This is a genomic window from Nonomuraea sp. NPDC046570 (assembly GCF_040645915.1).
Classification (GTDB): domain Bacteria; phylum Actinomycetota; class Actinomycetes; order Streptosporangiales; family Streptosporangiaceae; genus Nonomuraea.
This window is the reverse complement of record NZ_JBEYZF010000005.1, coordinates 43,968-69,885: the sequence shown is the minus strand read 5'-3', so window position 1 is coordinate 69,885 and position 25,918 is coordinate 43,968. Positions and strand designations below refer to the sequence as shown.

Genomic DNA, 25,918 nt, shown 5'->3' with positions numbered 1-25,918 from the left:
CCGGCCCCAGGAAGGAACCCCCCCAAATGAGCACTTCCCTGACATCCCGCCGCGCCTTCTTGGGCGGATCGCTCCTCTTCGTCGGCGGCGTGGCCCTCACGGCGTGCGGCAAGGACGACGCCGTCAAGGCCGGCGCCAAGGTCACGCTGGAGCAGTGGTACCACGCCTACGGCGAGGCCGGCACCCAGCAGGCGGTGATCCGGTATGCCAAGGAGTACACCAAGGCCAACCCGGACGTCGCCATCAAGGTCAACTGGATCGCGGGTGACTACTCCGCGAAGCTCCACTCGACGCTGCTCACCCCGAAGGCGCCCGACCTGTTCGAGATCGGCGACTTCCAGTACGTCGACGTCAAGAACGGCCTGCTCGCTCCGCTCGACGACATCATCAAGGGACAGGAGGCCGAGTACTCCAAGGCGTCGCTGGACTCCGCCACGGCCGACGGCAAGCTCTACGGCCTGAAGATGATGGACGACGCGATGGTCCTGTACTACCGCAAGAGCGTCCTGGAGAAGGCCGGGATCGCCGTGCCGCAGACCTTCGCCGAGTTGGCCGCCGCCGCCAAGAAGCTCACCAGCCGGGAGCAGAAGGGCCTGTTCGTCGGCTCCGACGGCATCGGCAACGCGGCGTACCTGCTGCTGTGGTCCAACGGCGCCGACCTGCTCGACCCCGAGGGCAAGAAGGTCGTCTTCAACTCGCCCGAGGCCATCGCCGCGCTCGCCGGCCTCAAGCAACTGCACGACGACAAGTCGCTGCTGCTGGACTTCACCACCGACTGGTACGACCCGGGCGCGTTCGTCCAGGGCGCCGCCGCCATGCAGTGGTGCGGTCTGTGGGCCATGCCCGCCATCAAGAAGGCGCTCGGTGACGACTTCGGCGTCGTCGCGTGGCCGAAGTTCGGCGACACAGGCCAGGCGGTTTCCCGCATCGGCGGCTGGTTCGCGGCCGTGAATGCCAAGGGCAAGCACGTCGAAGAAGCCAAGAAGTACATCGAGTGGCTCTGGATCAAGCAGACGGACCTGCAGAAGGACTGGTGCGTCAGCTACGGGTTCCACGTCCCGGCGCGCAAGAGCGTCGCGGCGCAGACCACCGAGTTCGGCTCGGGCCCGGCGAAGGACGCCGCCGCCATCCTGGCGGAAACCGGCAGGGCCTACCCGAACCTGTGGAACACCACGATGGACTCCGCGTTCGCGCAGGCCGTCTTGAAGATCGCCAAGAGCGGGGGCGACGCCAAGTCGCTGCTCGACGAGGCCGCGGGGAAGGCCCAGTCCGAGCTCGACAAGCAGCTGGCCTGACCATGTCAGACACCGCTACGACCGGGCGGGCGGCGACGGCCGCCCGGCCGGCCGGGGTCCGGCCCGGCCGCCGCGGACGGCGGACCGACTGGAAGGCCGTGGGCGCGTTCACCCTGCTGACCGCGCCCATGCTCCTCGGCCTCGGCCTGTTCAAATACGTCGCCATCGGCTGGAGCTTCCTGCTCAGTTTCAGCGAGGCGCGCGGCACCGTCGATCTCGGATCCTGGGTCGGCTTCGACAACTACACGTCCCTGCTCGAGGACGAGGCGTTCCGGTCCTCGATGACCGGGATCATCCTGTTCACGTTCTTCATCGTGCCGGTGACGTTCGGCATGTCGCTCGGGCTCGCCGTGCTGCTGCACGGGATGCGCCGCGGCCGGGCCTTCTTCCGCACCAGCTTCCTCATCCCGGCCGCCGTCTCCTACGTCGTCGCCGCCCTGGTCTGGAAGATGAGCCTGTTCAACGGCCTGCCGTCCGGCGTCGCCAACACCATCGGCGGGCTGTTCGGCTGGGACGTCCAGTCGTGGATCGCCAGCACCGACCCGCCCCTGTACTGGATCGTGATCATCACGGTGCGCCTGTGGCTCCAGGTCGGCCTCTACATGATCCTTTTCCTGGCGGGTCTCCAGGCCATCCCGGTCCATCTGTACGAGGCGGCCTCCCTGGACGGAGCGTCCCGGTGGGCGCAGTTCCGGCACATTACGCTGCCGATGCTGCGTAACACCTCGGTGGCGATCCTCATGCTGATCCTCATCGCCGCATTCCAGGCCTTCGACGAGTTCTACAACGTGTTCATGACCACCACCGGCAACTCCACCGCCCCCGTACGGCCGCCGCTGGTCTTCCTGTACGACACGGCGCTCAAGGGCCAGGACTACGGCGTGGGCTCGGCGGGGGCGTTCCTGCTGACCCTGCTGATCATCCTGGTGACCCTGCTGCAGGGCCGCCTCGTCGGATTCGGCCGGAAGGACTGACCATGCGCAAGACCACGCGCAGGACTCCGGTGACGATCCTGACCTACCTGGTCGTCGGCGTCGCCGCCGTACTGTTCCTGGCGCCTTTCTACTTCATGCTGCGCGCCGCGCTGATGACGGGACTGCAGATCACCGACCCGGACTGGCACTGGCTGCCCGACCCGTTCACCCTGCAGGGCTTCATCGACGTGTTCGACGACCCGTCGGTGCCGATGGCCAACGCGCTCGGGAACTCCTTCGTCATCGCGATCGTCACCGCTCCCGTCTCCACCCTGCTCGGCTCGATGGCCGGCTACGCCCTGGCCCGCATCTCGGTGCCCGGCCGCGGCGTGGTCATGTCCTGCGTCATCGTGACCCTGATGATCCCCACCTCGGCCACGTTCGTGCCCACGTTCGTGCTGGTCAGTGCGATGGGTGGGGTCGACACCCTGTGGGGTGTCATCGCACCCGGCCTGTTCAACGCGTTCTCGGTGCTGCTGTTCCGCAACTTCTACCTGAAGTTCCCGCAGGAGATCGAGGAGGCGGGCCGCCTGGACGGCCTCGGCCATCTGGGCGTGTACTGGCGGCTCGCGCTGCCCAACTCGGGCGCCCTGCTCGCCTCGCTGGGGATTCTGTCGTTCATCGAGAGCTGGAACGCCTTCCTCTGGCCCCTCGTCATCGGCCAGGACCCGGAGTCATGGACCGCCCAGATCGCGCTGTCCACGTTCCTGACCTCGCAGTCGATCAATCTGCCCGCGCTCTTCGCCGGCGCCGTCGTCACGATCCTCCCGCTGGTCGCGATCTTCCTGGTCGCGCAGCGCTACATCGTCCAGGGCATCGCCGCCACTGGCATGAAGGACTGAACAGATGAGTTCCACCAACCGCCTGCCCGGGCTGGGCTTCGGCGGCGACTACAACCCCGAGCAGTGGCCCGACGAGATCCGTGCCGAAGACGTGCGCCTGATGGCCGAGGCCGGGGTCAACCTGGTCACGCTCGGCGTCTTCGGATGGGCGCGGGTCGAGCCCGCGCCGGGCGCGTACGACCTCTCCTACTTCGACACGGTGATGGACGAGCTGGCCGCGACGGGGATCACCGTCGACCTGGCCACCATGACCGCCTCGCCGCCGCCGTGGCTGGCCGCGGAGCACCCGGAGATCCTGCCGGTCACCGCGTCCGGCGCCGTCCTGTCGCCGGGCGGCCGCCAGCACTACTGCCCGTCCAGCCCGGTCTACCGCGACCGGGCCGCCCGCCTGGTCGAGGTGCTCGCCGGACACTACAAAGACCACCCCGCCCTGGGCTTCTGGCACGTGGGGAACGAGTACGGCTGCCACGTCGCCGAGTGCTTCTGCGAGGAGTCGGCCCGCGACTTCCGCCGCTGGCTGCGCGAGCGGTACGGCGACGTCGAGGCGCTGAACGCGGCCTGGTGCACGGACTTCTGGTCCCAGCGCTACACCTCCTTCGAGCAGATCCTGCCGCCCAGGATCGCGCCGACGTACGCCAACCCGGCCCAGCAGCTCGACTTCAAGAGGTTCAGCAGCGAGGCGCTGCGCGCGTGCTTCGAGATCGAGGCGGCGATCCTGCGGCGCGTCACCCCGGATGTGCCGGTCCTGACGAACTTCCTCGCCCACCACAAGCCCGTGGACATGCACTCCTGGGCCGGCGGGATGGACATCGTGGGGCTCGACAGCTACCCCGACCCGTTCTGGCCGCGCTCGCATGTGGCGGCCGGCCTCGCCTACGACCTCGCGCGTTGCGCGCACGGCGGCGACCCGTGGTACCTGGTCGAGCAGGCGCCGTCGGCGGTCAACTGGCGGCAGCGCAACGGCGTCAAGGCGCCCGGCCGGATGCGCCTGTGGAGTTGGCAGGCGATCGCGCACGGCGCCGACGCCGTCATGTACTTCCAGTGGCGGCAGTCGCGCGGCGGCGCGGAGAAGTTCCACTCTGGGATGGTGCCGCACGGGGGCACGGACACCCGGGTGTTCCAGGAGGTCGCCGCCCTGGGCGCCGAACTGGCGGCCGTACCGGAGCTGGCCGGCACCCGGGTGGCGAACGAGGTGGCCGTGCTGTTCGACTGGAACAGCTGGTGGGCACTCGAACTCGACTCCCATCCGTCCGACGGGCTGAAGGCCGTCGACCGGGCGCAGGACCACTACGGCCCGCTGTTCGACCTCGGCGTGGGCATGGACGTGCTGCCGCCCGGCGCGGACCTGTCCGGCTACAAACTCGTCGTGATCCCCAACCTGTACCTGCTCACCGAGGAGCACGCGGAGAGGCTGGCGGGCTACGTCTCGGTCGGAGGCCACCTGCTGGTGTCGTTCTTCACCTCCGTGGTGGACGGCAACGACCGGGTCCATCACGGCGGCTGCCCGGGCCCGCTGCGGGCGCCGCTCGGCCTGCGGGTCGACGAGTATCTGCCCGCCGCCGAGGGCGAGACCTTCCCACTGGGGGACGGCACCGCCGATCTGTGGCGGGAGGACGTACGCCTCGAGGGCGCGGACGTCCTGCTGGCCTTCCCCGACGGCACGCCCGCGGTCACCAGGAACCGGTTCGGCGCGGGCACGGTCCGGTACGTCGCCACCCGCCCCGACGAGACGATCATGCGTGCGGTCATGGCGGAGGCGCTCGCCGAGGCGGGCGCCGAGCCGGTGCTGCGCGGCCTGCCCGAGGGTGTGCAGGCGGCGGTGCGCACGGGCGGCGGCCGGGAGTTCCTGCTGCTGCTCAACCACACCACCCAGTCCCACACGGTCGATCTTCCGTACCGGTCCCACCACCTGCTCGCCCCCGGGCGGCCCGAGGTCGAGCAGGTCGTCCTCCACCCCCTCGACGTCGCGGTTCTCGCGCGTCACACCGTGTCCGAGGAACCCGCTTGACATCCTCCCGACGCGCTCAACTGCCGCAAGCTGTCAGCTTCTCGGCCGTAAACGACCGAGCTTGCAGTTCCTCGCCGTCGATGGCTTCGACGGTCTGGTCCGCGTCAGGCAGCGTGACTCACTGCCCAGCCCGCTACACCGCGCGCGGCGATGTTACGGGCTGCGTTGACGTCGGCATGCTCAGCGAAACCGCACGACGTACAGGAGAAGACGGCCTGTTCTGGCCGGTTGGCCCGATCGGTATGCCCGCAGGCCGAGCATTGCCGGCTGGTGTAGGCCGGATCGACATGGATAAGAGCGATCCCGGCCTGTCGGGCCTTGCAGGCGATGAAGCTCCCAAGTTGGTGGAAGCTCCAGGAGTGCACTGCTTGCGCAGGTCGTACTCGCGGGTGATCTGGGTGGTGAACGCGGTCCGCGCGACGAGATCGGCGGCCTGGTTGCAGCCGCGCAGGGTCGCCTCCAGCGCCGCCGCCTGCTCAGGCGTTGGCAGGAGCTTCACCTGCACCACCAGTTTCACAATCGAACAAACTACCATTCGGTCCATGTCACCGTGATGGGAACCGAACCCCGATATCCGGAGAGGCCGGACCGTCGCACAGCCTCCACGCCCACTTGGTCTTCACGCCCAAGTACCAGCGCGAGGTGTTCACCGACGAGAACCAGAAACGGCCGGGCTGAGCAGCTCACGTGAACCAACTGTCACGGCACCGCTCGGGCCTGGAGGCCCTCCCTCGCTGTCGTTTCCTCCCGGGCGTGAACGCCCGGGATTCCACGTCAGATCCCGCTGAAAGGCATACCCCTCTCGTGTCTGCTCTTCCCCCGTCCCTGCGGGCGGCGCTGGCCCGGCCGGCGCCGCCCGGGGGGCTCGGCGCCCTCCGGCACGTCGTGTTCTTCATGCAGGAGAACCGTTCCTTCGACCACTATTTCGGGACACTGCGCGGAGTGCGCGGGTTCGGCGACCGCAACGCCATCACCCTGCCGGACGGCAGGCCGGTGTTCGACCAGTCCGGAGTCCTCCCCTACCCGGTACGCGACGGCATGGGCGACCGGAACCTGACCGAAGGCGACCTCCAGTACGTGGAGGGCGTGGACCACGAATGGGACACCGGGCAGCGGACCAGGGGCGGCGGCTGGCACGACGGCTGGATCGCGGGCAAGGGGCCGGGGGCGATGGTCCACTTCGACCGCCGCGACCTGCCGTTCCAGTTCGAGCTGGCCGAGACCTTCACGCTGTGTGACGCCTACCACTGCTCGATGTTCGGGCCGACCAACCCCAACCGCCTCTATCACTGGTCGGGGACCGTCGGCCACGAGCCGTCCGGGCGGCGTACCACCGCCAACGACGCCTGCGACGAGGACACCCACCCGGGCTATCCGCACACGTCCTATCCCGAGCGGCTGACGACGGCGGGCAAGACCTGGCGGGTCTACCAGGAGTGGGACAACTACCAGTGCAACTCCCTGGACTACTTCGCGTCCTTCAAGCGCGTCGCCCGTAAGGCCCTGGCCCTCACGCCCTGCCGGAGCCTGCACTCCTTCTACACGTCGATCGCCGGGCTGCCCGCGCAGGAGCGGGAGGAGATGCTCGCGGCGCTGCGCGAAGGCGTCGAGGCGCTCACCCCGGCCGAGCGGGACGCGTACGAGCGGGGCCTGCACCGGGTTCCGCCGGGGCGGCTCGCCGCGGCCTTCCGCGCGGACGTCGCCGAGGGGCGGCTGCCCCAGGTCTCCTACATCGTCGCGCCGGAGGCGTACTCCGAGCACCCCGACCCGTCCAGCCCGGCGCACAGCGCCGGCCTCGTCTACGAGATCCTGGACGCGCTCGCCGCGCACCCCTCGGTGTGGGAGCGGACCGCGCTGTTCCTCACCTTCGACGAGAACGACGGCTTCTACGACCACGTGCCGCCTCCGCTGCCGCCGGAAGGCACCGAGCACGAGTTCGTCGACGGGCTGCCGATCGGGCTCGGCTACCGCGTGCCGACGACGGTCGTGTCGCCGTGGACCGCCGGCGGGTACGTCTGCTCGGAGGTGTTCGACCACACCTCGACGATCCGTTTCGTGGAACGCTGGCTGGGCGTCGACGAGCCCAACATCAGCCCGTGGCGGCGGCAGGTCGCCGGAGACCTCACCTCGGCGTTCGACTTCACGTCGGCGCCGCCTGCCGTACCCGCGGTGACGGCGGCCGAGGCGGCCGTGACCGTGCCCCCGTTCCGCGTGCGCTGGCCGGCGAGCCCGCCCGCCGAGAGGCGGCTCGCCGCGCAGGAGCCCGGCACGCGGCCCGCCCGGCCGTTGCCGTATCGGCCGGAGGCGTCCGCCGTCCTGGCGGACGACGGGCTGATCGTCACCATGACGGACGCCGGGGAGCGGGGCAGCCACTTCGCGCTCTACCCGTACGCCGGGGAGTTCGCGTTCCCGCGCCACTTCGACGTGCTCGGCGCGCAGTCCCTCACCGTCCCCGTCGGAGAGGGCGGCTACCAGCTGACCCTCACCGGCCCGAACGGGTTCCGGCGCGAGTTCACCGGCTCGCGTACGGGCCCGGCGGCCCGGACGGCGGTGTCCTCCCGCGGCGACGGCCGTCGGCTCACCGTGACGATCGCCAACCCGGGACCGGCGCCGTTGACGCTTACGCTCGACGCGCTCGCCTACGGCGCCGACCGGCGCGAGGTGGTCGTCGCGGCCGGGGACCGGGCGGTCGTCGACTGGGACACCGCGTCCGGCTGGTACGACCTGCGGCTGACCGTCGCCGAGGACCCGTCCTTCCACCGCCGGATGATGGGCCGCCTCGAAAACGGCCGCACCGGCGTCTCCGGCTGACGCGCCCGTGTTCTCCGCTGTCGCGGTCCTGTTCGCCGGTCTGCTGCACGCCACGTGGAACGCGCTCGCCAAGGCGGTGCCCGACCGGCACGCGGCCTTCGGCGTCATGGGGATCACCCAGTCGCTGATCTGCCTGCCGCTGCTGCCTTTCGTGGCTCCACCCGCGCCCGGGTCCTGGCCGTACGGCGTCGTCTCGATCGCGATGCAACTGGTGTACATGCTGCTGCTCATCCGCTGCTACGAACTGGGCGACTTCGGCCAGGTCTATCCGATCGCCAGGGGGAGCGCGCCGCTGCTCGTCGCCGTCGTGGCCACGTTCCTGGGGGAACGGCTCACGATCCTCCAGGTGTGCGGCCTGGCCACGACATGCGGCGGGCTGGCGGCGCTGGCGCTCGCCGGGGCGGGACGGCAGCGCCTGCCGTCCCGCCAGGCCGTGACGGCGGCCATGCTGACCGGAGCGACCATCGCGACGTACACCGTGGTGGACGGCATAGGCGTACGGGAGTCCGGTACGGCGCTCGGCTACACGGTGTGGATGTTCGCCGTCGAGGGGGTCCTGGCCTTCGCGCTGATGACGGCCGTACGCGGCCGGGCGATCGTGGCCGCCTCGCGCGACCGCTGGCGGGTCTCGGCCGGCGGAGGAGCGATCTCGATGCTGTCGTACGGGCTGGTGCTGTGGGCGCAGACCGGCAGCGCGCTCGCCGAGGTCGCGGCGCTCCGCGAGACGGGCATCCTGTGGGGCGCGCTCATCGGCACGCTGTTCTTCGCCGAACGGCTCGGCCCCCGGCGCATCGCCGCGGCCGGCATCGTGACGGTCGGCGTCATCCTGCTGTCCACGCATTGACGGCCGGCCCTCCCCCATCGGGCCCGCTCTGTGGAGTGGTGGACCTGCCCGGCCACGGCGACAGCCCGCGCGCCGAGGGGTACACCCCGGAGCTGTACGCGTCGAGCGTGCTGGAGTCGGTTCCGGCGGGCCCCGGCCTGGCCATCGGTCACTCGCTCGGCGGTCTCACCCTTGCGGTCGCGGTCGAACGGCTCAAGCCGGCCAAGGCGGTCTACTCGGATCCGGGGTTCCGCCTGCCCGAGACCGACGGAGTGGATCTGGGCGCGATGCTGGCCACGTTCAAGGACCAGACCCTGGAGACGGTTCAGCAGGTCCATCCCGGCTGGTCCGCCGAGGAATGCGCGCTTGAGATCGAGATGCTGGCCAAGTGGGACCCGGCGACCGCGCTGGCGCTGACTTCGCTCGTCGGTTCGGACTTCACGCCGCGGCCGGTGGTTCCCTCATTGGTCCAGCTGGCCGACCCGAGCGATCTGGTCTCCCCGGAATTCGCCGACGCCCTCGTCTCCAAGGGCTTCGACGTACGCGTGGTGAAGGGTGCCGAGCACACGATCCACCGCCACCTGTTCGAGGACTTCATGACCGTTCTCGAGGGCTGGATCTAGCGGGGAGCACTCCCGCTTGTCGAGGCGCCTGATAGCGGCCGCCCCGACCTCAAGGCCGAGCCGTTCGTCCTCGGGGCGGCGCGGCTGGGCCGCCGAGCTCATCCGTCCGTAGCCGGGCCGGTCAAGCCGTACGGGCTCGCGTGACGGGCCGCTACCTGAGGCAGTCCTGCGCGGTCAGGATCAGGGTCACACCGACGACCATCTTCTTCGACACGAGGAGGATGTAGGACGCCTTGGGGTTGCCCGGCACGGTGGCGAAGGTCCCGTACATCGCGTTCTGCTTCAGGTTCGGGTAGGCGGCCTGCAACTGCGCGGACCGCCTCGTCCAGCTGGCCTGCGGCCCCTGCGCTACGGGGCGGCTCGCAGCGCGGTCCCGTCCCTGGTTCGGAGCAGGGCGGCTATGAGTATGGCGCCGAGGGCGAGGAGGGCGGCGGCGATGGTGAGCGCGAGCGAAAAGCCTTCCGTCGCGGCGCGTAGCGGGTCGGTTTGTACTTCGCCGCGATGCGCGCCGAGGGTGACCAGGACCGCTATTCCCACCGCGCCGCCCACCTGCTGGACGGAGGTGAACAAAGCCGAGCCGAGACCGGCGTTCTCCTCGGTGGTGCCCGTGACCGCGGCCGCCGTCAAGACCGGCAGGCTCAGCCCGCATCCCAGACTCGTGACGAGCATGCCCGGCAGCACGCCCGCCGCGTACGGGTCGCCCGCAGCCAAGCCGGACAGCAACAGCAGCCCACCCGAGCTGATCAGGAAGGACAGGACCAGCGTCCAGCGCACTCCCATCCTCATCAGCGCCCGGGTGGACAGCCACATGCCCGCGAGGATTCCGGCGCCGAAGGGCAGGTAGGCGACGCCGGCCTGGAGCGGGCCGTACCCGAGCACAGTCTGCAGGTGGATCATCAGCAGGAAGGCCATCGCGTAGAAGGCCGCGGAGAACAGCAGGGTCGCGCCGTTGGCGACGGCCCGCGTCCGGTCGGACAGGAACGACCTCGGCACCAGCGGCTCAGCAGCCCGCGACTCCATCACGAGGAACCCTGCGGCCAAGACGGCGGCCAGCAGCAGAGGAGCGATGACGGCCATGTCCGCCCAGCCCGATTCCCCGGCCTGGAGCAGGCCATAGACCAGGGACACCACGGCGGCGGTGCCCAGGACGGTGCCGGGTACGTCCAAGCGTGCCCGGTGGGTGGCCCGGCTCTCGGTGACCAGGCGAGGAAGCAGCGCGAGGGCCACCGCCGCTACGGGAAGGTTGATCAGGAAGATCCAGCGCCAGGACATGAGGTCGGTCAGTACACCGGAGATCACCAGGCCCGTCGTGCCGCCCAGGGCCGCGATGGCACCCCAGAGGCCCAGTGCTCTGGCGCGCTCCTCGGCGCCGGGGAACAACAGGGTGATCAGGGACAGCGCGGCCGGGCTGGCCATGGCGGCGCCCGCGCCCTGGACGAACCGCCCGGCCACGAGCTGCCAGGGCTGCTGGGCCAGCCCGCAGGCGAGACTCGCCACGCCGAACAGCGCCACCCCGAGGAGGAAGACCCGGCGTCGGCCCAGCAGGTCGGCCGCGCGGCCGGCCAGCAGCAACAGCCCGCCGAAGGCCAGGAAGTAGGCGTTGACGACCCAAGCCAGTCCCGGGCCGCTGAAGCCCAGGTCGTCGCGGAGGCTGGGGAGGGCGACGCTCACCACGTTGTCGTCCAGGACCAGCATGAACTGCACGAAACACAGCACGACCAGCGCCGCCCGGCGGCGGCCGGTGACCGCGGGAGACACCAGGGTCATGATCGGTGTCCCGCCGGTGCGGGCAGGACGTTCGTACGCTGGTGGGACAAAGGATTGAACAGCATCCGACGATGCTATGGCCGGCTCAGGCTGGCCACAATCCGCGATGGGGCCAGAGCGTATCGCCTTGAGGACATACCCTGAAGGGCATGCTGAAGTCCGTGATCGAGGCCGTCGACACCACTCCCCCGACCGCGGTCGGGGTGATCGTGGTCGGGAGCTTCCCGCTGGCATCAGGGCAGTGGATCTCCCCGCACAGCCACACGCACCACCAGTTGGCATGGACGCGCAGCGGTGTGCTCGGCGTCGCCGTCGCCGACTCGTACTGGATCCTGCCGCCCACCCGGGCCCTGTGGCTGCCGGCGGGAGTCGTCCACGAGGTCGGGGCGACCCGCGACGCGGTGCTGTGCAGCCTCTACCTCAATCCAGAGCGGTGCGCTCTGGATTGGGCGGAGCCCACCGCGGTCGGCGTCGACGGGCTGCTGGCCCAGCTGATCAGCTACCTCGGCCGTGAGGATCTCGCCGATGACGCACGACTGCGGGCCGAGGCGGTGGTGCTGGACCTGTTGCGCCCGTTGCCGGCCCTGCCGATCGACGTTCCGCTGCCCGTGGACGACCGCGTACGAGCCGTGGCCGACGCCTTGCTCGCCGACCCCGCCGACCCGCGGAGCCTTGAGACCCACGCACGCTCCATCGGCGTGAGCCGGCGCACCCTGACCCGGCTGTTCGTCCGCGACACGGGCATGAGCTTCGACCGCTGGCGCACCCACGTGCGGTTGCGGGCCGCCCTGCCCCTCCTCGCCGAAGGCCGAGCGGTATCGCAGGCCGCGCACGCCGTGGGGTACGCGACCCCGAGCGCTTTCCTCGCGGCGTTCCGCCGAACCGTCGGCACCTCACCTGGGCGCTACCTCAACGGAGACGCCGTTCTCAACGTCGAAAGATGATAAATTACGTACTTTATTCAGTTTTGTCCTCTTCGGTCGTGCCGCATCACTTTTCGTATCACCCTGGCCGCGGTACTGGACCGCCGAGCACGGGGGGCTGGCATGAGGAATTCCCGAGCTGCGCCGAACCGCCAGATGAGGGCTGGTTTCGGGGCGTCGCGTACCGCCCGCCGTATGGCTCTGCCGGCACTGGGCGCTGCCCTGCTGATCGCGAGCTGCGCCGTGCCCTCGGGGTTCACGGCCCTCTCCGACGCGTCCGCCACACCTGCGGCGACGGCGAGCGCCTCCGACTCCACTTCGTCGGCGCTGAAGCCCATCGATCCGGCCGTGCTCCAGTCCGCCGTCGAGCGTGCGGCGAAGAAGCTCATGGTTCCCGGCGCGGTGGTCCTGCTCCGCACCCCGCAGGGAACCTTCCGGGCGACCGTCGGCACCACCGAGCTGGGCACAGCCGAACCGCCCACCACGGGCGACCACTTCCGGATCGCCTCCAACACCAAGACCATGACCTCGGCGCTGATCATCCTCCTCGCCCAGGACGGCAAACTCCGGCTGAGCGACCCGGTGTCCGCCTACGTTCCCGGAGTGCCCAACGGCGAACACATCACCATCGCCGAGCTGCTGAAGATGCGCAGCGGACTCTACAACTACACCGACGCACCCGAGCTCGCGGCGTCCCTGGACGCCGACCCAGGCAAGGCCTTCACGCCGCAGGCGATGCTGGACCTCGCGTTCCGGCGCCCGCCGAACTTCGCCCCCGACGCGTCCTACGAGTACAGCAACACCAACTACGCGCTGCTGGGCCTCGTCGCCGAGAGGGCGGGCGGCCACCCACTGGCCCAGCAGTTCCAGGACCGGCTGTTCGCCCCGCTCGGGCTGGCGGGGACTTCGCTGCCCGCCGCCGACAACCTGTCCCTCCCCACCCCCTATTCACACGGCTACATGTACGGCGGATCGGCCTACGCGCTGGTCGACCAGCCCTACCCCGCCGACGTACAGGCGGCGGCCCGGTCCGGAAAGCTCCGGCCGGTGGACTACACCCACCAGAACCCCTCCTACGCCACCGCCGCCGGAGGCGTCATCTCCACCGCGGACGACCTGGCCACCTGGATCCGGGCTCTGGTAACGGGCAAGGTCCTCAACCCCGCGTTCCAGCGGCAGTGGCTCCACAGCCCGCAAGCCGAGGACCCAGCCGCGCCCGACGGAAAGAAGTACGGGTACGGCATCACCCACCAGCGCTTCGGTCCGAACGCCTCGATGTACTACCACGGCGGTGAACTCCCCGGCTTCAACTCCTTCATCGGCCACGACCCGGACAACGAGGTCACACTCGTCCTCTGGACGAACCTGACCCTGACGCCCGACGGCAGGACCACGGCCAACGCCCTGCTGCCCACCGTCCTCAACCAGGTCTACGCCGGCCTCTCCCTCCCCGGCGGGGACTAGATTCGTCGCGGCCGCCGTCGTCGCCTGGGGCCGATTCGGCCCATACGACAGGCGGCCATGGCCCTCGTAGCTGGCCGCGCACCGTACTCGTTGGTCACCGGCAGGTGCCAGACGCTGGTGCCAGCGGCGTCAGTGATGCCGTACCTCCGCGGAGTCGGCATAAGCCTGCTCGATGGCTTCGGGATAGGCTCGCCGCTTGTTGTGCTCGGCTATTGGCAGCTCTTCGATTCCACCGAGCAGAGCTTGACCTCAGGGTGGCGTGCCGACGGCTTGTCCAGCGAGGGCTGGGGCTTGCCGCGCAGGTGCAGGTCGAAGAAGGCTCGGGCGTAGCTGCGGGTGATCTCCACCGCGCGTGCTCCCGACATGCCTGGGTTGCGGTAGATGCCAAGTTGCTCCACCAGCAGAGCCGTGTCGGTGAAGGAGACGTGCTCCGCCCCGGCCACCACGAGCCAGCGCTTCCACCCCGTCAGATGTTCCCAGTCACGCTCCCAGGTGATGTCCTTGCCACCCGGGCTGTGCATCGCCTGGCTGCCCAGGAACAGGAACGGCCGTGACAGCCCGCTGTCCGGGATCGGGGCGAATGTTCCCGCGAGATAGATCTTGATCTGGCGTGGATGGCGTACCTGCGTACACCCCTGCTCGCCTGCGCCGGCGCTGATCCGGATGCACCTGGGCTGCCCGCGCCTGCGGAGGGACGTCGTCGGTGTCCGGGTCCTCGGTCGACCGTTACGCCGGAAGTCGCCTGCTCTCCGGTGCACCATGAGGCCCTACGGATTCGGATCGACCACGATCTCGTCCTCTGCCGCGTCGCCAGCTTGGTAGAGCCTCACCCCGGCCGAGCGGTCCGTGGCGGACCTCGCCGCCAAGGGGCTGTCCAACCCCGAGATCGCCACCCGCCTGTTCGTCAGCCGTGGCACGGTCAAGACCCACCTGGCGCACATCTACGCCAAACTTCAGCTCGCCAACCGCACCGAGCTCGCACGCGCGGCGGCCGAGCCCCTCAACCAGCACAACCACCGAACTTAAACGAGTCTTGTCGGGTGGCTGACGAGCGCTGATCTGCCGGTTACCGCGAGTGTGTGCGATATGCGCCCAGGAGCAGCAACGCCGAGAGCAGGTGCGGTCAGCGCTCCCGGTCCACGCTGGTCGTCACTGGTTGCGCGTCTTGGAGCCGGAGGGGCAGAACCCGGCCTGAAGCACATTCTTGATCGTGTCGAGCGAGTTGTACTGGCCATACCGGTCGATGTTCATGTTGGTGGTGACCATGCGCTTGGCGTCGCGGGTGCCCATCGAGAAGGAGAACCCACCGGTGATGGCGCCGCCGATGCCCCAGACCGTCGCGCCGCACGACAGCTGCCACGAAAAGATGCCGAGGCCGTAGGTGGTGTCGGGGATCCATGTGTCCTTCCAGGTGCCGTCCGGCATCTTGACCCCGGTCTTGGTCATGGTGAACATCTCCCGCCGCTGGGCGGGCGGGAGAAGCCCGCCGCGCAGCAGCGCGCCGGCGAATCGGTGGAGATCGCCGATCGTGGAGACCATGCCGCCCGCTGCCCAGGCGGTGGTGGCACTCATCTCGGTCACGTCGTAGATCTTGGCGTCGGGTTCGGCCGCGAACAACGTCGAGTAGTGCCGCGGGTGCGGTCCGCGTATCTTCGTCTCCTCGCCGGGCAGGTACGTCCCGGTCAGGCCCAGCGGGCGGACGATCCGCCGCGAGATCTCGCCGGCGAGCGTCTTGCCGGTCGCCTTCTCGACGATCATCCCGGCGAGGATGTAGCCGGTGTTGGTGTACGTGAAGCCGTCGCCCGGTTCTTCGAAGTAGCGCGGATTGCGCAGGCCGATCTTTACGAGCTGCTCGGGCGTGTACTTGTCGTAGCGGTGCTCGAGGAACGCGGGGCCGGTGAACTTGACGGCCTCCTCCTTGTCGTTGCCGTAGTTGAAGATTCCGCTGGTGTGGTTGAGCAGGTGCCTGATGGTGATCGTGCCGCCGTCGTTGTCGTTGCCCTGGACCACGCCGGGCAGCCACTTGTCCACGGTGTCGTCGAGGCTCAGCTTGCCTTCGGCTTCGAGCTGCAGGATCACGGTGGCCGTGAACGCCTTGGCGGCGCTGCCGATACGGAACCGCTCGTGCGGCTGGCGCTTGCGGCCGGTTCGGGTGTCGGCCACCCCCGCCGAGCCGTACCACCGCCCACGAGCGTCGCGGACCTCGGCGACCATGCCCGGAAAACGGGCTTCGGCCACGGCCTGGTCGAGCACTTTCTGGACCGCGGCATGGTCGGGGGCGTCCGCCGCCGAGGCGGATGCCGTGGGGGCTGCCATGGCGCTACCCGCCACCGACGCTGCGGCGACGAGCAGGCCGATGCTTGATCGAGCCGTGCGGGTGAGCATGAGGGTCTCTCCGTTTCGGTTGCGCGAGCCGTACAAGATCGTGGTGAGTTTCATCGGTTAGGCCTTCCAGGTGACCGGGAGACGGTGCATCGGGGGATCGAAGGGACAGCCCGAAGGGTGTGTCATGGGTAACCCTGCCAAGGCTGGGAGGGGTGGGGTCATGTCGTTCCTTCCGAGCGAGTTTCTCTTCACAATCTTCAGGACAGAAGAAAGGCTACGTTGCGTTCATATCTTAGTCAATTTAACGAAGCCCTGATTTCGGCATCATCGCAGCTCAGAGCGCTCTAATTATTGCAACAGCAATGCAATTGAACGCAATGCGACTGCAGTCAAAGTTGCAATGAGATGAGCGTGAACGCATACTGTCCATCGGCCCGCGCAGATCCGTCACGCACCAGGAGGCGAACGCCCCATGCCAGGAGGCAGGCTCACCCGCCAGAACCGCCAGCACATCGCCGACGGACTGGCCGAAGGACTCACCTACGCCGAGATCGCCAGACGCCTGGCTCGCCCCACCTCCACCATCACCCGGGAGATCACTCGCAATGGCGGCCCGGGCGGCTACCAGCCCAATCAGGCACACCAGGCCACTGAACGGCGCGCTCGCCGGCGCAAGCGAACCCCTGCCCCGACGGTGCCGGCCGCCACCGACGCACATGGGCGTGACCCCGAATCAGTCCGCGACTTCGAGGAACGATTCGCCTCGCTGATGGTCAAGACGGGGCTTCCCCGGATGACGGCCAGAGTGCTTGCCTGCCTCTACGCCACTGACACCGGCAGCCTCACCGCCGCCGACCTGGTCCAACGACTTCACGTCAGCCCGGCATCGATCTCCAAGGCCATCGGCGACCTCGAAGGGCAGGCACTGATCCGACGCGAGCGCGACCCCCGGCGACGACGCGACCGCTACGTGATCGACGACGATGTCTGGTACCACGCATGGATGGCGAGTGCCCGGATGAACACCATCCTGGCCGACGCCGCCCGGCAAGGCGCCGCGACCTTCGGCACCGCCACACCCGCCGGCGCCCGACTGGAGGACATGGGCCAGTTCCTCGAGCACACCGGCCACGACATGACCCGGGCCGCCGAACGCTGGCGACAGGTCTTCTCCGCCCGGCGAACGACAGACCGTTAGTACGGCGAAGCGATGCGCCGGAAACCGGGGATCCACCTTTCGCCGAGGAAGGACGCCTTCGCCAGCCTGACCTGGTGGTTCGATGTGGTGATCTTCGATCCACGGGGGTTCGGAGAGAGCCAAGGCATCCACGATTCGGCGATTCTCAACACCGCCGAATGCTGCCTCTCACCCCGGGACACGGGCGTTAACGCTCATGTGACAGGTCTGCGGATCGCTTGAGGAGTCTCGTCATTGCGCGATGGAACTGGTTGCGCTCTTCCAGAGTCCAGTCTTCGGTGAGCACCGCGAACATGGAGTCCTGCCACTGGTGAGCCGCCGCGAGGAAGTCACGGCCGACATCGGTCAGTGCGACGGTGCGTCGGCGTGCATCTCTCAGCGATGTACTTGTCGTGAGGAGTCCCTGCTCAATGGCGTGTGACAGCATCCGCGACGCCCCCGACTGGTCGATGGCCAGTTCGGCGGCAACATCGTTGACGGTTACCTCTGCGCGGTCTCGTAGCGCGTAGACGGCCTCGGTGACGAGGACGTCGCGGCCCCGTTCGGCTTCCTTGCGGTCCTCCGGTCCGTTCCAGCGACGTGACCAATGACGAACGAACTGGAACAGAGCCTGACCCGCGCCCTCTGGCTCGGCATGCCTCTTCGCCACGATACCTACTCCGTCGCGGCCAGTTCGGTGTAGATGTACGCGAACTCCAACGCCGCGCGCAGATCCGGGAACCGCAGCGCAGCGGAAACACGATCACCGGTCACACGAAACGCCGTCGCAACGCGACTCCAGGCCTCATTCTGCGGCCACCGCGCATCCTGCTCGACGACCAGCACCCGATCGCTGATCGGGTGCCACGACCGGGGCCGCATCTGGATGCCCGATCGGATGATCCAATCCGCGAAGCCATCTGGTGTGACCGCCCCAGCTCCCTTTGGTCCGTTGACCACGATCTGGTCCGCCACGGCGAGCCGTGCAGCGTCCAGGTCCGCACGGTTGACGGCCTCGTGCCAGCGACCGATGGCCGCTTCAGTGCGCTCGGATGTGTGCATAGCGCTAATATATATGCGAATCGCATATATTTGCGTGTGCGCCCGGAGTAGCTGCGCTCAACGCACACTGAAACGGCAGACGCCAGCTGAATCGCCTCTTCGTGCCCGGAGCGCTTCACACACCCTCAAGGTACTTGTCTCGGATTGTCGGCCGGGTGATTGATCGTTCGTCAGATGCGCGGCAGGCTGCCTCTACGTACTGATCATGGAGGCCGGCATGGTGTCGCCGACCGAGTTCAGCGTCCCCGAGGCGGCAGGACGGTCGTGCCGTCACCGCCGCGGCCCATGGAAAACGCAACCGATGCGTCGTGAGAGGTGCTTGATGAGCTTCATCGCCTTGCAGAGCACGGACCTGCCCCCCGGTCAGCGGTTCGACTGGTGGTGCGATCTGATCAGCCATGACGTGGCCCCCATCCGGATCACCAGCGATCACACCGACGACTTCAGGGCCACCGCCGGGGCCATGGACCTGGACGACCTACGGATCACTACCATGTCCTTCCCCACGCTGAGATCGGAGCGCACCCCGGCGCTGATCCGCCGCTCCGACCCGGAGATGTACGAACTCGCCCTCATCACGGGAGGCGAGATGTGGCTCTCTCAGGCGGGCAAGGACACCAGAATCCATGCCAGGGACCTGGTCATGTGGGGGACCTCTCACCCGTATGACGGGCGTGGCCTTGAGGGAACGTCGCGGGCGATGATCCTGCACCTGCCGAGGGCCCATCTGCCCCTGCCCGAGAAGAAGGTAGACGAACTCCTCGCGCAGCGTATGCCCGCGCGTGCCGGTATGGCGGCGATCCTCGCCCACTACCTCAGGAACCTGGTCCGCCAGGCTTCCTCGATGGCGCTTCTGGACGTGAGGCGGCTGGGGACGCTAACGCTGGATCTGGCCATGGCCTTCATCGCGCATCGCCTGAACGCGCAGGACCGCCTCCCGCCCGAGACCCAGCAGCAGGTGCTGAGGGTACGCATCCGGGCCTTCGTCGAACACAACCTCGCCGACCCGCACCTGTCCCCCGCCGCCATCGCCGCCCACCACCACATCTCCGTGCGTTACCTGCACTTGCTCTTCCAGCGGCCGGAAACCACCCTGATGGCGTGGATTCGGCAACGCAGGCTGGAGAGCTGCCGCGCGGACCTCGCCGACCCCCAGCTGCGAGCGCGCTCCATACAGGACATCGCAGCCCGATGGGGGTTCACGCACGCCACGGACTTCAGCCGCTCCTTTCGCCGGGCGTACGGGATGTCCCCCAAGGACTATCGCCACTCCGTGCTGGACTCCCCGTGATCCCCGTTGGGCCTCCACCGTGCCCGGGAGCGCTCGGCCGGTGTGCGCGCAGTGTCAAGAAAGACTGCGCTCACCGCTAACGACCGCGAGGCGCCGCCGTAGCAAGCTGATGGCGGCAAGATCAGCCACGTTTGTTGTGACCGTTCCCCGAAGTCGAAGGAGGTCCCCATGCGAACCAATTCGCTCCTGCGACGATCCATCACCGCATCTAAAGATCATGTGATACTCCCCGCATGAGGCGCGCGGCCTTGGTAGGCCTCCTTTTCCTTCTGCTCCCCACGATCCTTCTTTCACTCCCCGCCCAGGCATCCACGGAATCTCAGGTCTTCGGGCCGAACGAAAAGATCGTCAGCGCCTACCAGGCCGGTGATCTGTCGGTCGACGACATGGTCACCTACGGCGTGGCGTCGCTGACAGCTCCGGAGACGGTGCCCGAGGAGCTGCGCCCGACAGGTCCGCTGTCCACCGATCCCCAGACCTATCTCACCTACCTGTCGGCGATGTCGGGAAAGGCCTCAGAGTCGGCCCGGAAGGTGCTCTCACCCCCCGCTCAGGCGAGCCACGCGACCACCGACACCGCGAAGACCAACACCGTAAGCACCAACGCCGCGAACACCAACTACGACTGCGCGCGCGATGAGCCGTTCGAGTACATGACGAAGGATTTCTATTGCTGGGCGAATGTCGACGGTTTCGTCATCTTCTACAACGTCGTGGGCGGGGTTCCGCCCACACCCGCCGAGCCGAGCGGGCGGCCGACCGTGATTCAGCACATGGTCGAAGCCGTGTCGATAGCGGCCAAGACGTATCGGGCGATGGGCTACACCATCACCAGCAATCCGGCGGTGCCCCACGGCATCTTCGTGGGTCTCGACAAGATCACGTACCCAAGAGGCGAATGGAAGGTGAAAGCGCCGTTCGTGATGCCGATCGGCTACAACTTCCTGCCGACCATCCTGATTCCCTCCGACTCGAAGGATTTCGTCTCGGAGGGCTACGACTACCACGCGCGTCACGAGCTGTTCCATGTCTTCCAGTACTCCTACTGGCCGGCCGGGCAGGTGGGTGTGGAGCTGATCTGGGATTTCTTCGCCTCCGACAAGTTCGGGTCGATGAACTGGTGGATGGAGGCCACCGCCGAGTGGGCCACCCACATGACGTATGTGAAGTATCCCGCGCACGTTCCCGACCCGACCCAGAAGATCCGGTACGCCCGCAATATCGGCGAATTTCTCTCCAGACCGCGGGATGCGCTGAACGCCTGGGACGGTTGGGGGGAATCACGCCAGTACGGGGCATTCCTGCTGCCGCTCTACCTGACCGAGCAGATCGGCCCCGACTTCGTGCGGCACACCTGGGAGCACATCCGCAGCGCCAAATCCGCGCCGATCACCGCCATCAAGGCCTCGCTCAACGGCCGTGACCTGAACATGCTGCTGCACACCTTCGCCATCGCCAACTACCGCCTGGCCTCCCCGCAGCCGCTGATGGAGGCGATGGGCTACAGAGACCCCGACGTCGATATGTGGCGGAGCATCCTGGCCAAGGAGAACGCCACCGACGAGGACATGCTCGGCGGCGCCCGACCTGCCCGACTTCCACAGGCGGCGTCCGTCGGCTACGACACTTTCCTGGGCCCCCAGCTCCAACCTGGCGGCAGCTTCTACATCGATCTGGCAGCGGAGAAGGGGGCGCCGCCGACCACGCTCACCGTCCAGGGGTACACCGTGTTGCCCGGTAAGCCGGTGCCGGGCATCACGTGGAGCGTCCTGGTGTGGTCTCGGGCGGGCGAGGGCTCCAGCGCCCTGCCGGAGTACCCGCAGGCGCACAACAGGTGGGGTCACACCCAGAGGGAGGTGAAGATCGAGGATTTCCGCTACCCGATGGTGGCCACGATGATCGCCACCCGCCACGACCTGCGCGTGTCCTCCGCCGCCGCGATGCTCGACTACGGGAGCGCCTTCTGGTGGGTCGGAAACTACGTCCCGGTCCAGAACCGCACCTGCGACCTGCGCAAACCCAGCATCGGGCCGCTGGAGCTCAACGCCGCCCCCGCCGACACGTTCAACGACTACGCTTTCACCACACCCGACGGGTGGACGGGCGGCGACTCGACCTACTCCATGCGGATGCCGGACGGCAGGACGCTGTGGCTGTTCTCCGACACCTTCCTCGGTCCGCTCATCAACGGCACCAGGCCCACCAGCGCCAAACTGATCAACAACTCCTTCGTCATCCAGGACGGGACCAAGCTCACCACCGTGCACGGCGGGACCGCCGAGGAGCCCAAGGCGTTACTGCCTCCTCCGGACTCCACGCACTGGTACTGGAGCGGTGATGGGTTCATCGTGGGCAACACGCTGCAGGTGGTCTTCCAGAAGTACCGCAGGGAAGGCACGGGGCCCATGCCTTTCGCCTTCGACGAGAACGTGGTCGCCACCTTCTCCCTGAGCGACCTCACCAAACCGACCAACATCACCAAACTGCCCTCAGGTGCGGGCGTGGCCTGGGGCTCGGCGATCCTGCCCGCCAGCCGCAGCGGCGACGGCTACACCTACATCTACGGCGTGTCCGACGCCCCCATCAACAAGCAGATGCGGGTGGCCCGCGTCAAGGGCAACGATCTGAGGGTCGGCAGGTGGCAGTACCTCAACCTGTGGGGCTGGACAGAGGTGGAGAACAACGCCGGCTACATCATGACCGGCATCGCCAACGAGTACAGCGTGACGCCGTGGAAGGGGCAGTTCCTACTGCTCAGCCAGGACAGCACGGAGGCCTTCAGCGGCCAGATCAACGCCTTCACCTCGTGTGACCCCTTCGACGGCTTCACCAACAAGACCAGCGTCTACCGCATGCCCGAACCCGGTCCCCTCGGCAGCTACCTCGACCCCGACATCATCTCCTACAACCCGCACGTGCACTACGAGCAGAGCACCGAGGAGTCGCTGCTGATCTCCTACAACGTCAACAGCATGGACAACCGCGTCCACCCGGACGCCGACCTCTACCGCGACTCGAGAATCTACCGGCCACGCTTCTTCAGGGCGACAATCTCTTAGTAGCGCTTCGTCGGGTCAGCCTGTTGCGAGAGGCGGGAGCCATCGGCCGATGGTTCGATGCCCCGCCTACACGCAACGGCGCCTGGCACGGCCGCTGGCCGAGGACCTGCGCCGCCCTTGCGGGAAGCCCGCCCCGCAGGGTGGGATTCTTCCGGTCCGGTTACTTGGAGGGTGGAGGTTCGCAGGTGGTGCCGCGCGGGGGAAGGCGGAGGAACGTGAGGTAGCGGTTGGCGTGCGAGATCGTACACCGGTTGCCTGCGAGATAGAGCCCGTGCCCGGGCCCGTTGTAGCGGACCGTGGACGAGCCGGGCACGCGCATCACGAGTTCGGCGGTGGAGCCGTAATCTACCCATGTGCCCGCGCCGAGGAAGGGCGGGAGTCGGTCGGCGGGCATCGGGCCGGCGGGGTTGGTGACGGGGGTCGGCCAGCCCACGCAGGCGAGCGGATGCCACAGCGCGTTGCCCGCGAAGTTTCGGGACAGCCGCTCGCCGAGCTCCTTCATCCGCTGGAACTCCTGATAGCTCGTGAAGCCCATACCGTCCGGGCAATGGGTGACGTTCATGCCGGTGAATGCCGGCACCTTCAAGCTCTTCATGGTTTGTTCCAAGAAGCTGGCGAAGCCTGAGGCGTCTCCCTCGACGGCCTCGTCGACACTTCTGGCGAACCGCTGCCAGTTGGGGAAGTCGGGCGCCGGGCCTGGGGTGATCAGATCGGGCGCGGCTGCCACGATGAAGTCGAAACCGCTGTAGGCGACCCGTGTTCCCTTCACGGGGACGGGGGTGTGGTCGGCCTTGGCGAGGAGGCCGCGCCAGAGGGCGCTCGCGTCCCGCTGGTGCAGGGCACAGGTGGGGGCGGATTCGCACCAGGCCACGAATCTGGCGAACTGCCGCTCTATCGTTGTGGATTTGTCCCGCACGTCCGCGGCCCGGTCGGCGAGGTGGTTGACGCCGCCGTCGATGTACATGGCGCGGACGGCGCCGGAGAACAGGCGGGCGTAGGTGGTGGCGACCACGCCGCCGTAGGAGGTGGCGACGAAGCTCAGTTGCTGCTCGCCGAGGGCTGTACGGATGGCTTCGATGTCCTTGGCGAGGGAGCCGGAGTCGAGGTTGTCGAAGTAGGCGGGATCGCTGCCGCGGCAGCGTTCGGCCGATTGGCTGTTGCGTACGGCCAGCCTGTCGTATGCGGCGTGATCGCGCGGTACGGTGATCCAGGGGCCGGTGGCGAGGCAGTCGAAGGGGATGACGCCCAGGTCGGTGGTGTTGCGCGGGGCGAGGCTGACCACGTCGAAGCGCTGGCGCAGGTCGGTGAATGCGCCGCCTTTCCTCTTGAGATCTTCGATACCTGAGCCGCCGGGACCACCCGGGATGACCAACACCGTGCCGATGCGGCGGTGGTTGCCGATGGCCGGTAGCCGGGCGATCTGGATGGAGATCTTCCGCTCGGACGGTTTCGACCAGTTCACGGGCACCTGGACCGAGGAGCATTCGAGGTCCTGGCCGCACGGTTTCCAGGACAGTGCCGAGGCCGAGGCGTTCGAGGGGATCGTCATCGCCGCGGTCAGCAGGGTGGCGAGCAAGCCTCCCACGACCAGAGGTCTGGTTCCGCGGCCCCGGACGGCGATCGCTACCGCCCCTGCGGTGAGCGCCACGACCGGGTAGGCGATCAACAACGCGAGAGCCGCCAGCGGGGGCAGGATGCCGGACCCTTCTCCGGTGATCTGATCGGGCAGGTTGCCGATCATGAAGGAGCCGGCCTGCGCGCCCAATGGCCTGGGCAGTGTCTGCGCCACTACCGGCAGGACAAAGAGGATCGTGATCAGTACGAGCAGCGTGCCCGCGGTGGAGCGGATGACGGCGCCGAGGCCGAGCCCGACCATGGCGACCAGCGGCATAGCCGCCCCGGCGACCAGGAGTTCCGCCAGCACGCCCTGGTCCGCCAGGGAGACGCCGAGCGTGCGGCCATCGAGCAGGACGTGTCCCGTACGGTTTCCGAGGATGGCCTGCGTGGCGATGTGCATGCCGAACACCAGCACCAGCCCCGCGACCAGGGTGACGGCCGCCAGTGCGGGGATCTTCGCGAACAGGAAGAGCTGCCGCCTGGGCACGGCCACCAGGCTTGTGCGGATCAGCCCGGTGGCATGCTCGGAGGTGATCGACAGCGCGCCGAGCGTGGCCATGACGAAGAAGGCGACGGGCAGCCCGGCACCGAGCCCCGCGCCGAGGCTGTCGAAGGTCAGCTTCTCGTCCCCGACCCGGTGGTCGAAGCCCCCGACGACCATGACGGTCAGCCCCGCGCTGACCAGCACCGACAGCGTGGAGAAGGCCAGCAGGTACAGGTTGGAGCGCAGCGAGCGGAGTTTGAGCCACTCGGAGGCGATGGCGTCGATCATCAGGCGGCCCTTCCCGCGCCGAACTCGACGCTCTCCTCGGTCAGCTCCATGAACGCCTCCTCCAACGAGGCGGTGCGCGGCGTCAGCTCGTGCAGCGCGATCCCGCGCGCGAGAGCCAGCTCGCCGATCCACGCCGCGTCGAGGCCGCTCACCGACAGCCCGCCGTCCTCCTCGCGCACGCTCGCGCCGCTGGCCAGCAGCAGTCCGGCCAGCGCCGACTGGTCGGCCGCCCGGACCAGCACCCCCCGCTGGAACCGCTCGACCAGCTCGGACATCGCGGCGTCGGCGATCAGCCTGCCCCGTCCGATGACCACGAGGTGGTCGGCGGTGAGCGCCATCTCGCCCATCAGGTGACTGGAGACGAGGACCGTACGACCCTCATCGGCCAGCAGCCGCATCAACTCGCGGATCCAGCGGATGCCCTCGGGATCCAGCCCGTTGACCGGCTCGTCGAACATCAGCACGCCGGGGTCGCCGAGCAGCGCGCCCGCGATGCCGAGCCGCTGGCGCATGCCGAGCGAGAACCCGGCGATCCGCCGGTCGGCCACCTCGGCCAGACCCACCTGCTCCAGCACCTGGCCCACCCGCGCGCGGCCGATGCCGTTGCTGCGGGCCAGGCACCACAGGTGCGCGGCGGCGGTGCGCCCACCGTGCACCGCCCCCGCCTCCAGCAGCGCGCCGACCTGCCGCATCGGCTCCTTCATCGAGGCATACGGCCTGCCGCCCACCAGCGCCGTCCCGGCGTCGGGCGCTTCGATGCCGAGGATCACCCGCATCGTGGTGGACTTGCCCGCGCCGTTCGGACCGAGGAAGCCAGTCACCAGGCCAGGCTTCACCACGAAGGACAGGTCGTCGACCGCGAGCGCGTCGCCGTACCGCATCGTCAGGCCGGTTACTTCGATCATGTGATTCCCAACGTTCTGCGCTTGACCGCCTCCGGCTTCCGGTGCCGATCAGCGGTATGGAGGCCCGGCCCGAGGGACCGACTGGGCGAGGTCGTTCGCCAGGTTGCCCAGCGAGGTCGCCGAGGGTGACCCGCATCGGTGGTGGGCTGTCGAGCTGCGGGGAGCCGAAGCCATGGCCCT

Annotated in this window: 20 protein-coding genes and 3 pseudogenes; 15 read left to right on the top strand and 8 right to left on the bottom strand. The window is 68.3% G+C overall.

Features of this window, described 5'->3' with window-relative positions; translation table 11 throughout:
- Nucleotides 1-26 precede the first annotated feature (26 nt).
- Genes ABZ911_RS10500 through ABZ911_RS10485 form a run of 4 tightly spaced genes read left to right on the top strand, consistent with a single transcriptional unit; the run spans nucleotide 27 to nucleotide 5,119 of the window.
- Entirely contained in the window at nucleotides 27-1,295 is a 1,269-nt protein-coding gene (locus ABZ911_RS10500) for a sugar ABC transporter substrate-binding protein (RefSeq protein WP_358054150.1), read from the top strand.
- A gap of 2 nt (nucleotides 1,296-1,297) precedes the next feature.
- On the top strand, nucleotides 1,298-2,269 hold the full coding sequence (locus ABZ911_RS10495) for a sugar ABC transporter permease (RefSeq protein WP_358054148.1): 972 nt from the start codon (nucleotides 1,298-1,300) through the stop codon (nucleotides 2,267-2,269).
- Between the two features lie 2 nt (nucleotides 2,270-2,271).
- Nucleotides 2,272-3,111: a carbohydrate ABC transporter permease gene (locus ABZ911_RS10490; protein WP_358054146.1), complete on the top strand. Its 840-nt coding sequence runs from the start codon at nucleotides 2,272-2,274 to the stop codon at nucleotides 3,109-3,111.
- 4 nt (nucleotides 3,112-3,115) lie between these two features.
- Nucleotides 3,116-5,119, top strand: coding sequence for a beta-galactosidase (locus ABZ911_RS10485; protein ID WP_358054145.1), 2,004 nt, complete (start codon nucleotides 3,116-3,118; stop codon nucleotides 5,117-5,119).
- A gap of 104 nt (nucleotides 5,120-5,223) precedes the next feature.
- On the opposite strand, the gene ABZ911_RS10480 is transcribed toward ABZ911_RS10485, so the two are convergent.
- On the bottom strand, nucleotides 5,224-5,484 hold the full coding sequence (locus ABZ911_RS10480) for a transposase (protein ID WP_358054143.1): 261 nt from the start codon (nucleotides 5,482-5,484) through the stop codon (nucleotides 5,224-5,226).
- A gap of 439 nt (nucleotides 5,485-5,923) precedes the next feature.
- On the opposite strand from ABZ911_RS10480, the gene ABZ911_RS10475 reads away from it, so the two are divergent.
- The 3 genes from ABZ911_RS10475 to ABZ911_RS10465 are packed head-to-tail and all read left to right on the top strand — an operon-like array spanning nucleotide 5,924 to nucleotide 9,376.
- The gene (locus ABZ911_RS10475; RefSeq protein WP_358054141.1) at nucleotides 5,924-7,930 is read left to right on the top strand and encodes a phosphocholine-specific phospholipase C; all 2,007 of its coding nucleotides are present in this window, start codon (nucleotides 5,924-5,926) and stop codon (nucleotides 7,928-7,930) included.
- A gap of 7 nt (nucleotides 7,931-7,937) precedes the next feature.
- Nucleotides 7,938-8,774 (top strand): DMT family transporter, encoded by an 837-nt coding sequence (locus ABZ911_RS10470; protein WP_358054139.1) that lies wholly within the window; start codon nucleotides 7,938-7,940, stop codon nucleotides 8,772-8,774.
- 38 nt (nucleotides 8,775-8,812) lie between these two features.
- Nucleotides 8,813-9,376 (top strand): alpha/beta hydrolase, encoded by a 564-nt coding sequence (locus tag ABZ911_RS10465; RefSeq protein WP_358054137.1) that lies wholly within the window; start codon nucleotides 8,813-8,815, stop codon nucleotides 9,374-9,376.
- A 348-nt stretch (nucleotides 9,377-9,724) separates the two neighbouring features.
- On the opposite strand, the gene ABZ911_RS10460 is transcribed toward ABZ911_RS10465, so the two are convergent.
- Complete coding sequence (locus tag ABZ911_RS10460; RefSeq protein WP_358054135.1) at nucleotides 9,725-11,143, bottom strand: MFS transporter; 1,419 nt, start codon at nucleotides 11,141-11,143, stop codon at nucleotides 9,725-9,727.
- A gap of 149 nt (nucleotides 11,144-11,292) precedes the next feature.
- On the opposite strand from ABZ911_RS10460, the gene ABZ911_RS10455 reads away from it, so the two are divergent.
- Both ABZ911_RS10455 and ABZ911_RS10450 read left to right on the top strand, forming a co-directional pair.
- Nucleotides 11,293-12,087, top strand: coding sequence for a helix-turn-helix transcriptional regulator (locus tag ABZ911_RS10455; RefSeq protein WP_358054134.1), 795 nt, complete (start codon nucleotides 11,293-11,295; stop codon nucleotides 12,085-12,087).
- Nucleotides 12,088-12,261: 174 nt separating this feature from the next.
- A complete protein-coding gene (locus tag ABZ911_RS10450) occupies nucleotides 12,262-13,530 on the top strand; it encodes a serine hydrolase domain-containing protein (RefSeq protein WP_358054132.1) in 1,269 nt (422 codons plus the stop codon).
- A 209-nt stretch (nucleotides 13,531-13,739) separates the two neighbouring features.
- Here ABZ911_RS10450 and ABZ911_RS10445 read toward each other — a convergent pair whose 3' ends face one another.
- A complete protein-coding gene (locus ABZ911_RS10445) occupies nucleotides 13,740-14,051 on the bottom strand; it encodes a hypothetical protein (protein WP_358054130.1) in 312 nt (103 codons plus the stop codon).
- A 313-nt stretch (nucleotides 14,052-14,364) separates the two neighbouring features.
- On the opposite strand from ABZ911_RS10445, the pseudogene ABZ911_RS10440 reads away from it, so the two are divergent.
- A pseudogene (locus tag ABZ911_RS10440) lies at nucleotides 14,365-14,556 on the top strand (LuxR C-terminal-related transcriptional regulator); the annotation flags it as partial.
- A gap of 123 nt (nucleotides 14,557-14,679) precedes the next feature.
- Here the strand turns inward: ABZ911_RS10440 and ABZ911_RS10435 are convergent.
- Nucleotides 14,680-15,969, bottom strand: a complete 1,290-nt coding sequence (locus tag ABZ911_RS10435; RefSeq protein WP_358054128.1) for a serine hydrolase domain-containing protein — start codon at nucleotides 15,967-15,969, stop codon at nucleotides 14,680-14,682.
- Nucleotides 15,970-16,327: 358 nt separating this feature from the next.
- Between ABZ911_RS10435 and ABZ911_RS10430 the strand changes: the two are divergent.
- From ABZ911_RS10430 to ABZ911_RS10420, 3 genes and pseudogenes are all read left to right on the top strand, one after another.
- Nucleotides 16,328-16,459, top strand: a pseudogene (locus ABZ911_RS10430) (helix-turn-helix domain-containing protein); the annotation flags it as partial.
- Nucleotides 16,433-16,519: pseudogene (locus ABZ911_RS10425) on the top strand (MarR family transcriptional regulator); the annotation flags it as partial. The pseudogenes ABZ911_RS10430 and ABZ911_RS10425, both read left to right, overlap by 27 nt.
- Nucleotides 16,520-16,624: 105 nt before the next feature.
- Nucleotides 16,625-17,053, top strand: coding sequence for a helix-turn-helix domain-containing protein (locus ABZ911_RS10420; protein ID WP_358054499.1), 429 nt, complete (start codon nucleotides 16,625-16,627; stop codon nucleotides 17,051-17,053).
- A 187-nt stretch (nucleotides 17,054-17,240) separates the two neighbouring features.
- Here the strand turns inward: ABZ911_RS10420 and ABZ911_RS10415 are convergent, their stop codons facing one another.
- Both ABZ911_RS10415 and ABZ911_RS10410 read right to left on the bottom strand, forming a co-directional pair.
- Entirely contained in the window at nucleotides 17,241-17,702 is a 462-nt protein-coding gene (locus ABZ911_RS10415) for a MarR family winged helix-turn-helix transcriptional regulator (RefSeq protein WP_358054126.1), read from the bottom strand.
- 5 nt (nucleotides 17,703-17,707) lie between these two features.
- A complete protein-coding gene (locus tag ABZ911_RS10410) occupies nucleotides 17,708-18,094 on the bottom strand; it encodes a hypothetical protein (RefSeq protein WP_358054124.1) in 387 nt (128 codons plus the stop codon).
- 205 nt (nucleotides 18,095-18,299) lie between these two features.
- Between ABZ911_RS10410 and ABZ911_RS10405 the strand changes: the two genes are divergently transcribed.
- The gene (locus ABZ911_RS10405) at nucleotides 18,300-19,385 is read left to right on the top strand and encodes a helix-turn-helix domain-containing protein (RefSeq protein WP_358054122.1); all 1,086 of its coding nucleotides are present in this window, start codon (nucleotides 18,300-18,302) and stop codon (nucleotides 19,383-19,385) included.
- Between the two features lie 248 nt (nucleotides 19,386-19,633).
- Nucleotides 19,634-22,444, top strand: coding sequence for a hypothetical protein (locus tag ABZ911_RS10400; protein ID WP_358054120.1), 2,811 nt, complete (start codon nucleotides 19,634-19,636; stop codon nucleotides 22,442-22,444).
- Between the two features lie 160 nt (nucleotides 22,445-22,604).
- Here ABZ911_RS10400 and ABZ911_RS10395 read toward each other — a convergent pair whose 3' ends face one another.
- Entirely contained in the window at nucleotides 22,605-24,833 is a 2,229-nt protein-coding gene (locus tag ABZ911_RS10395) for an alpha/beta fold hydrolase (protein WP_358054118.1), read from the bottom strand.
- On the bottom strand, nucleotides 24,833-25,738 hold the full coding sequence (locus ABZ911_RS10390; protein ID WP_358054116.1) for an ATP-binding cassette domain-containing protein: 906 nt from the start codon (nucleotides 25,736-25,738) through the stop codon (nucleotides 24,833-24,835). Before ABZ911_RS10390 ends, ABZ911_RS10395 begins: the two co-directional genes overlap by 1 nt.
- Nucleotides 25,739-25,918 lie beyond the last annotated feature (180 nt).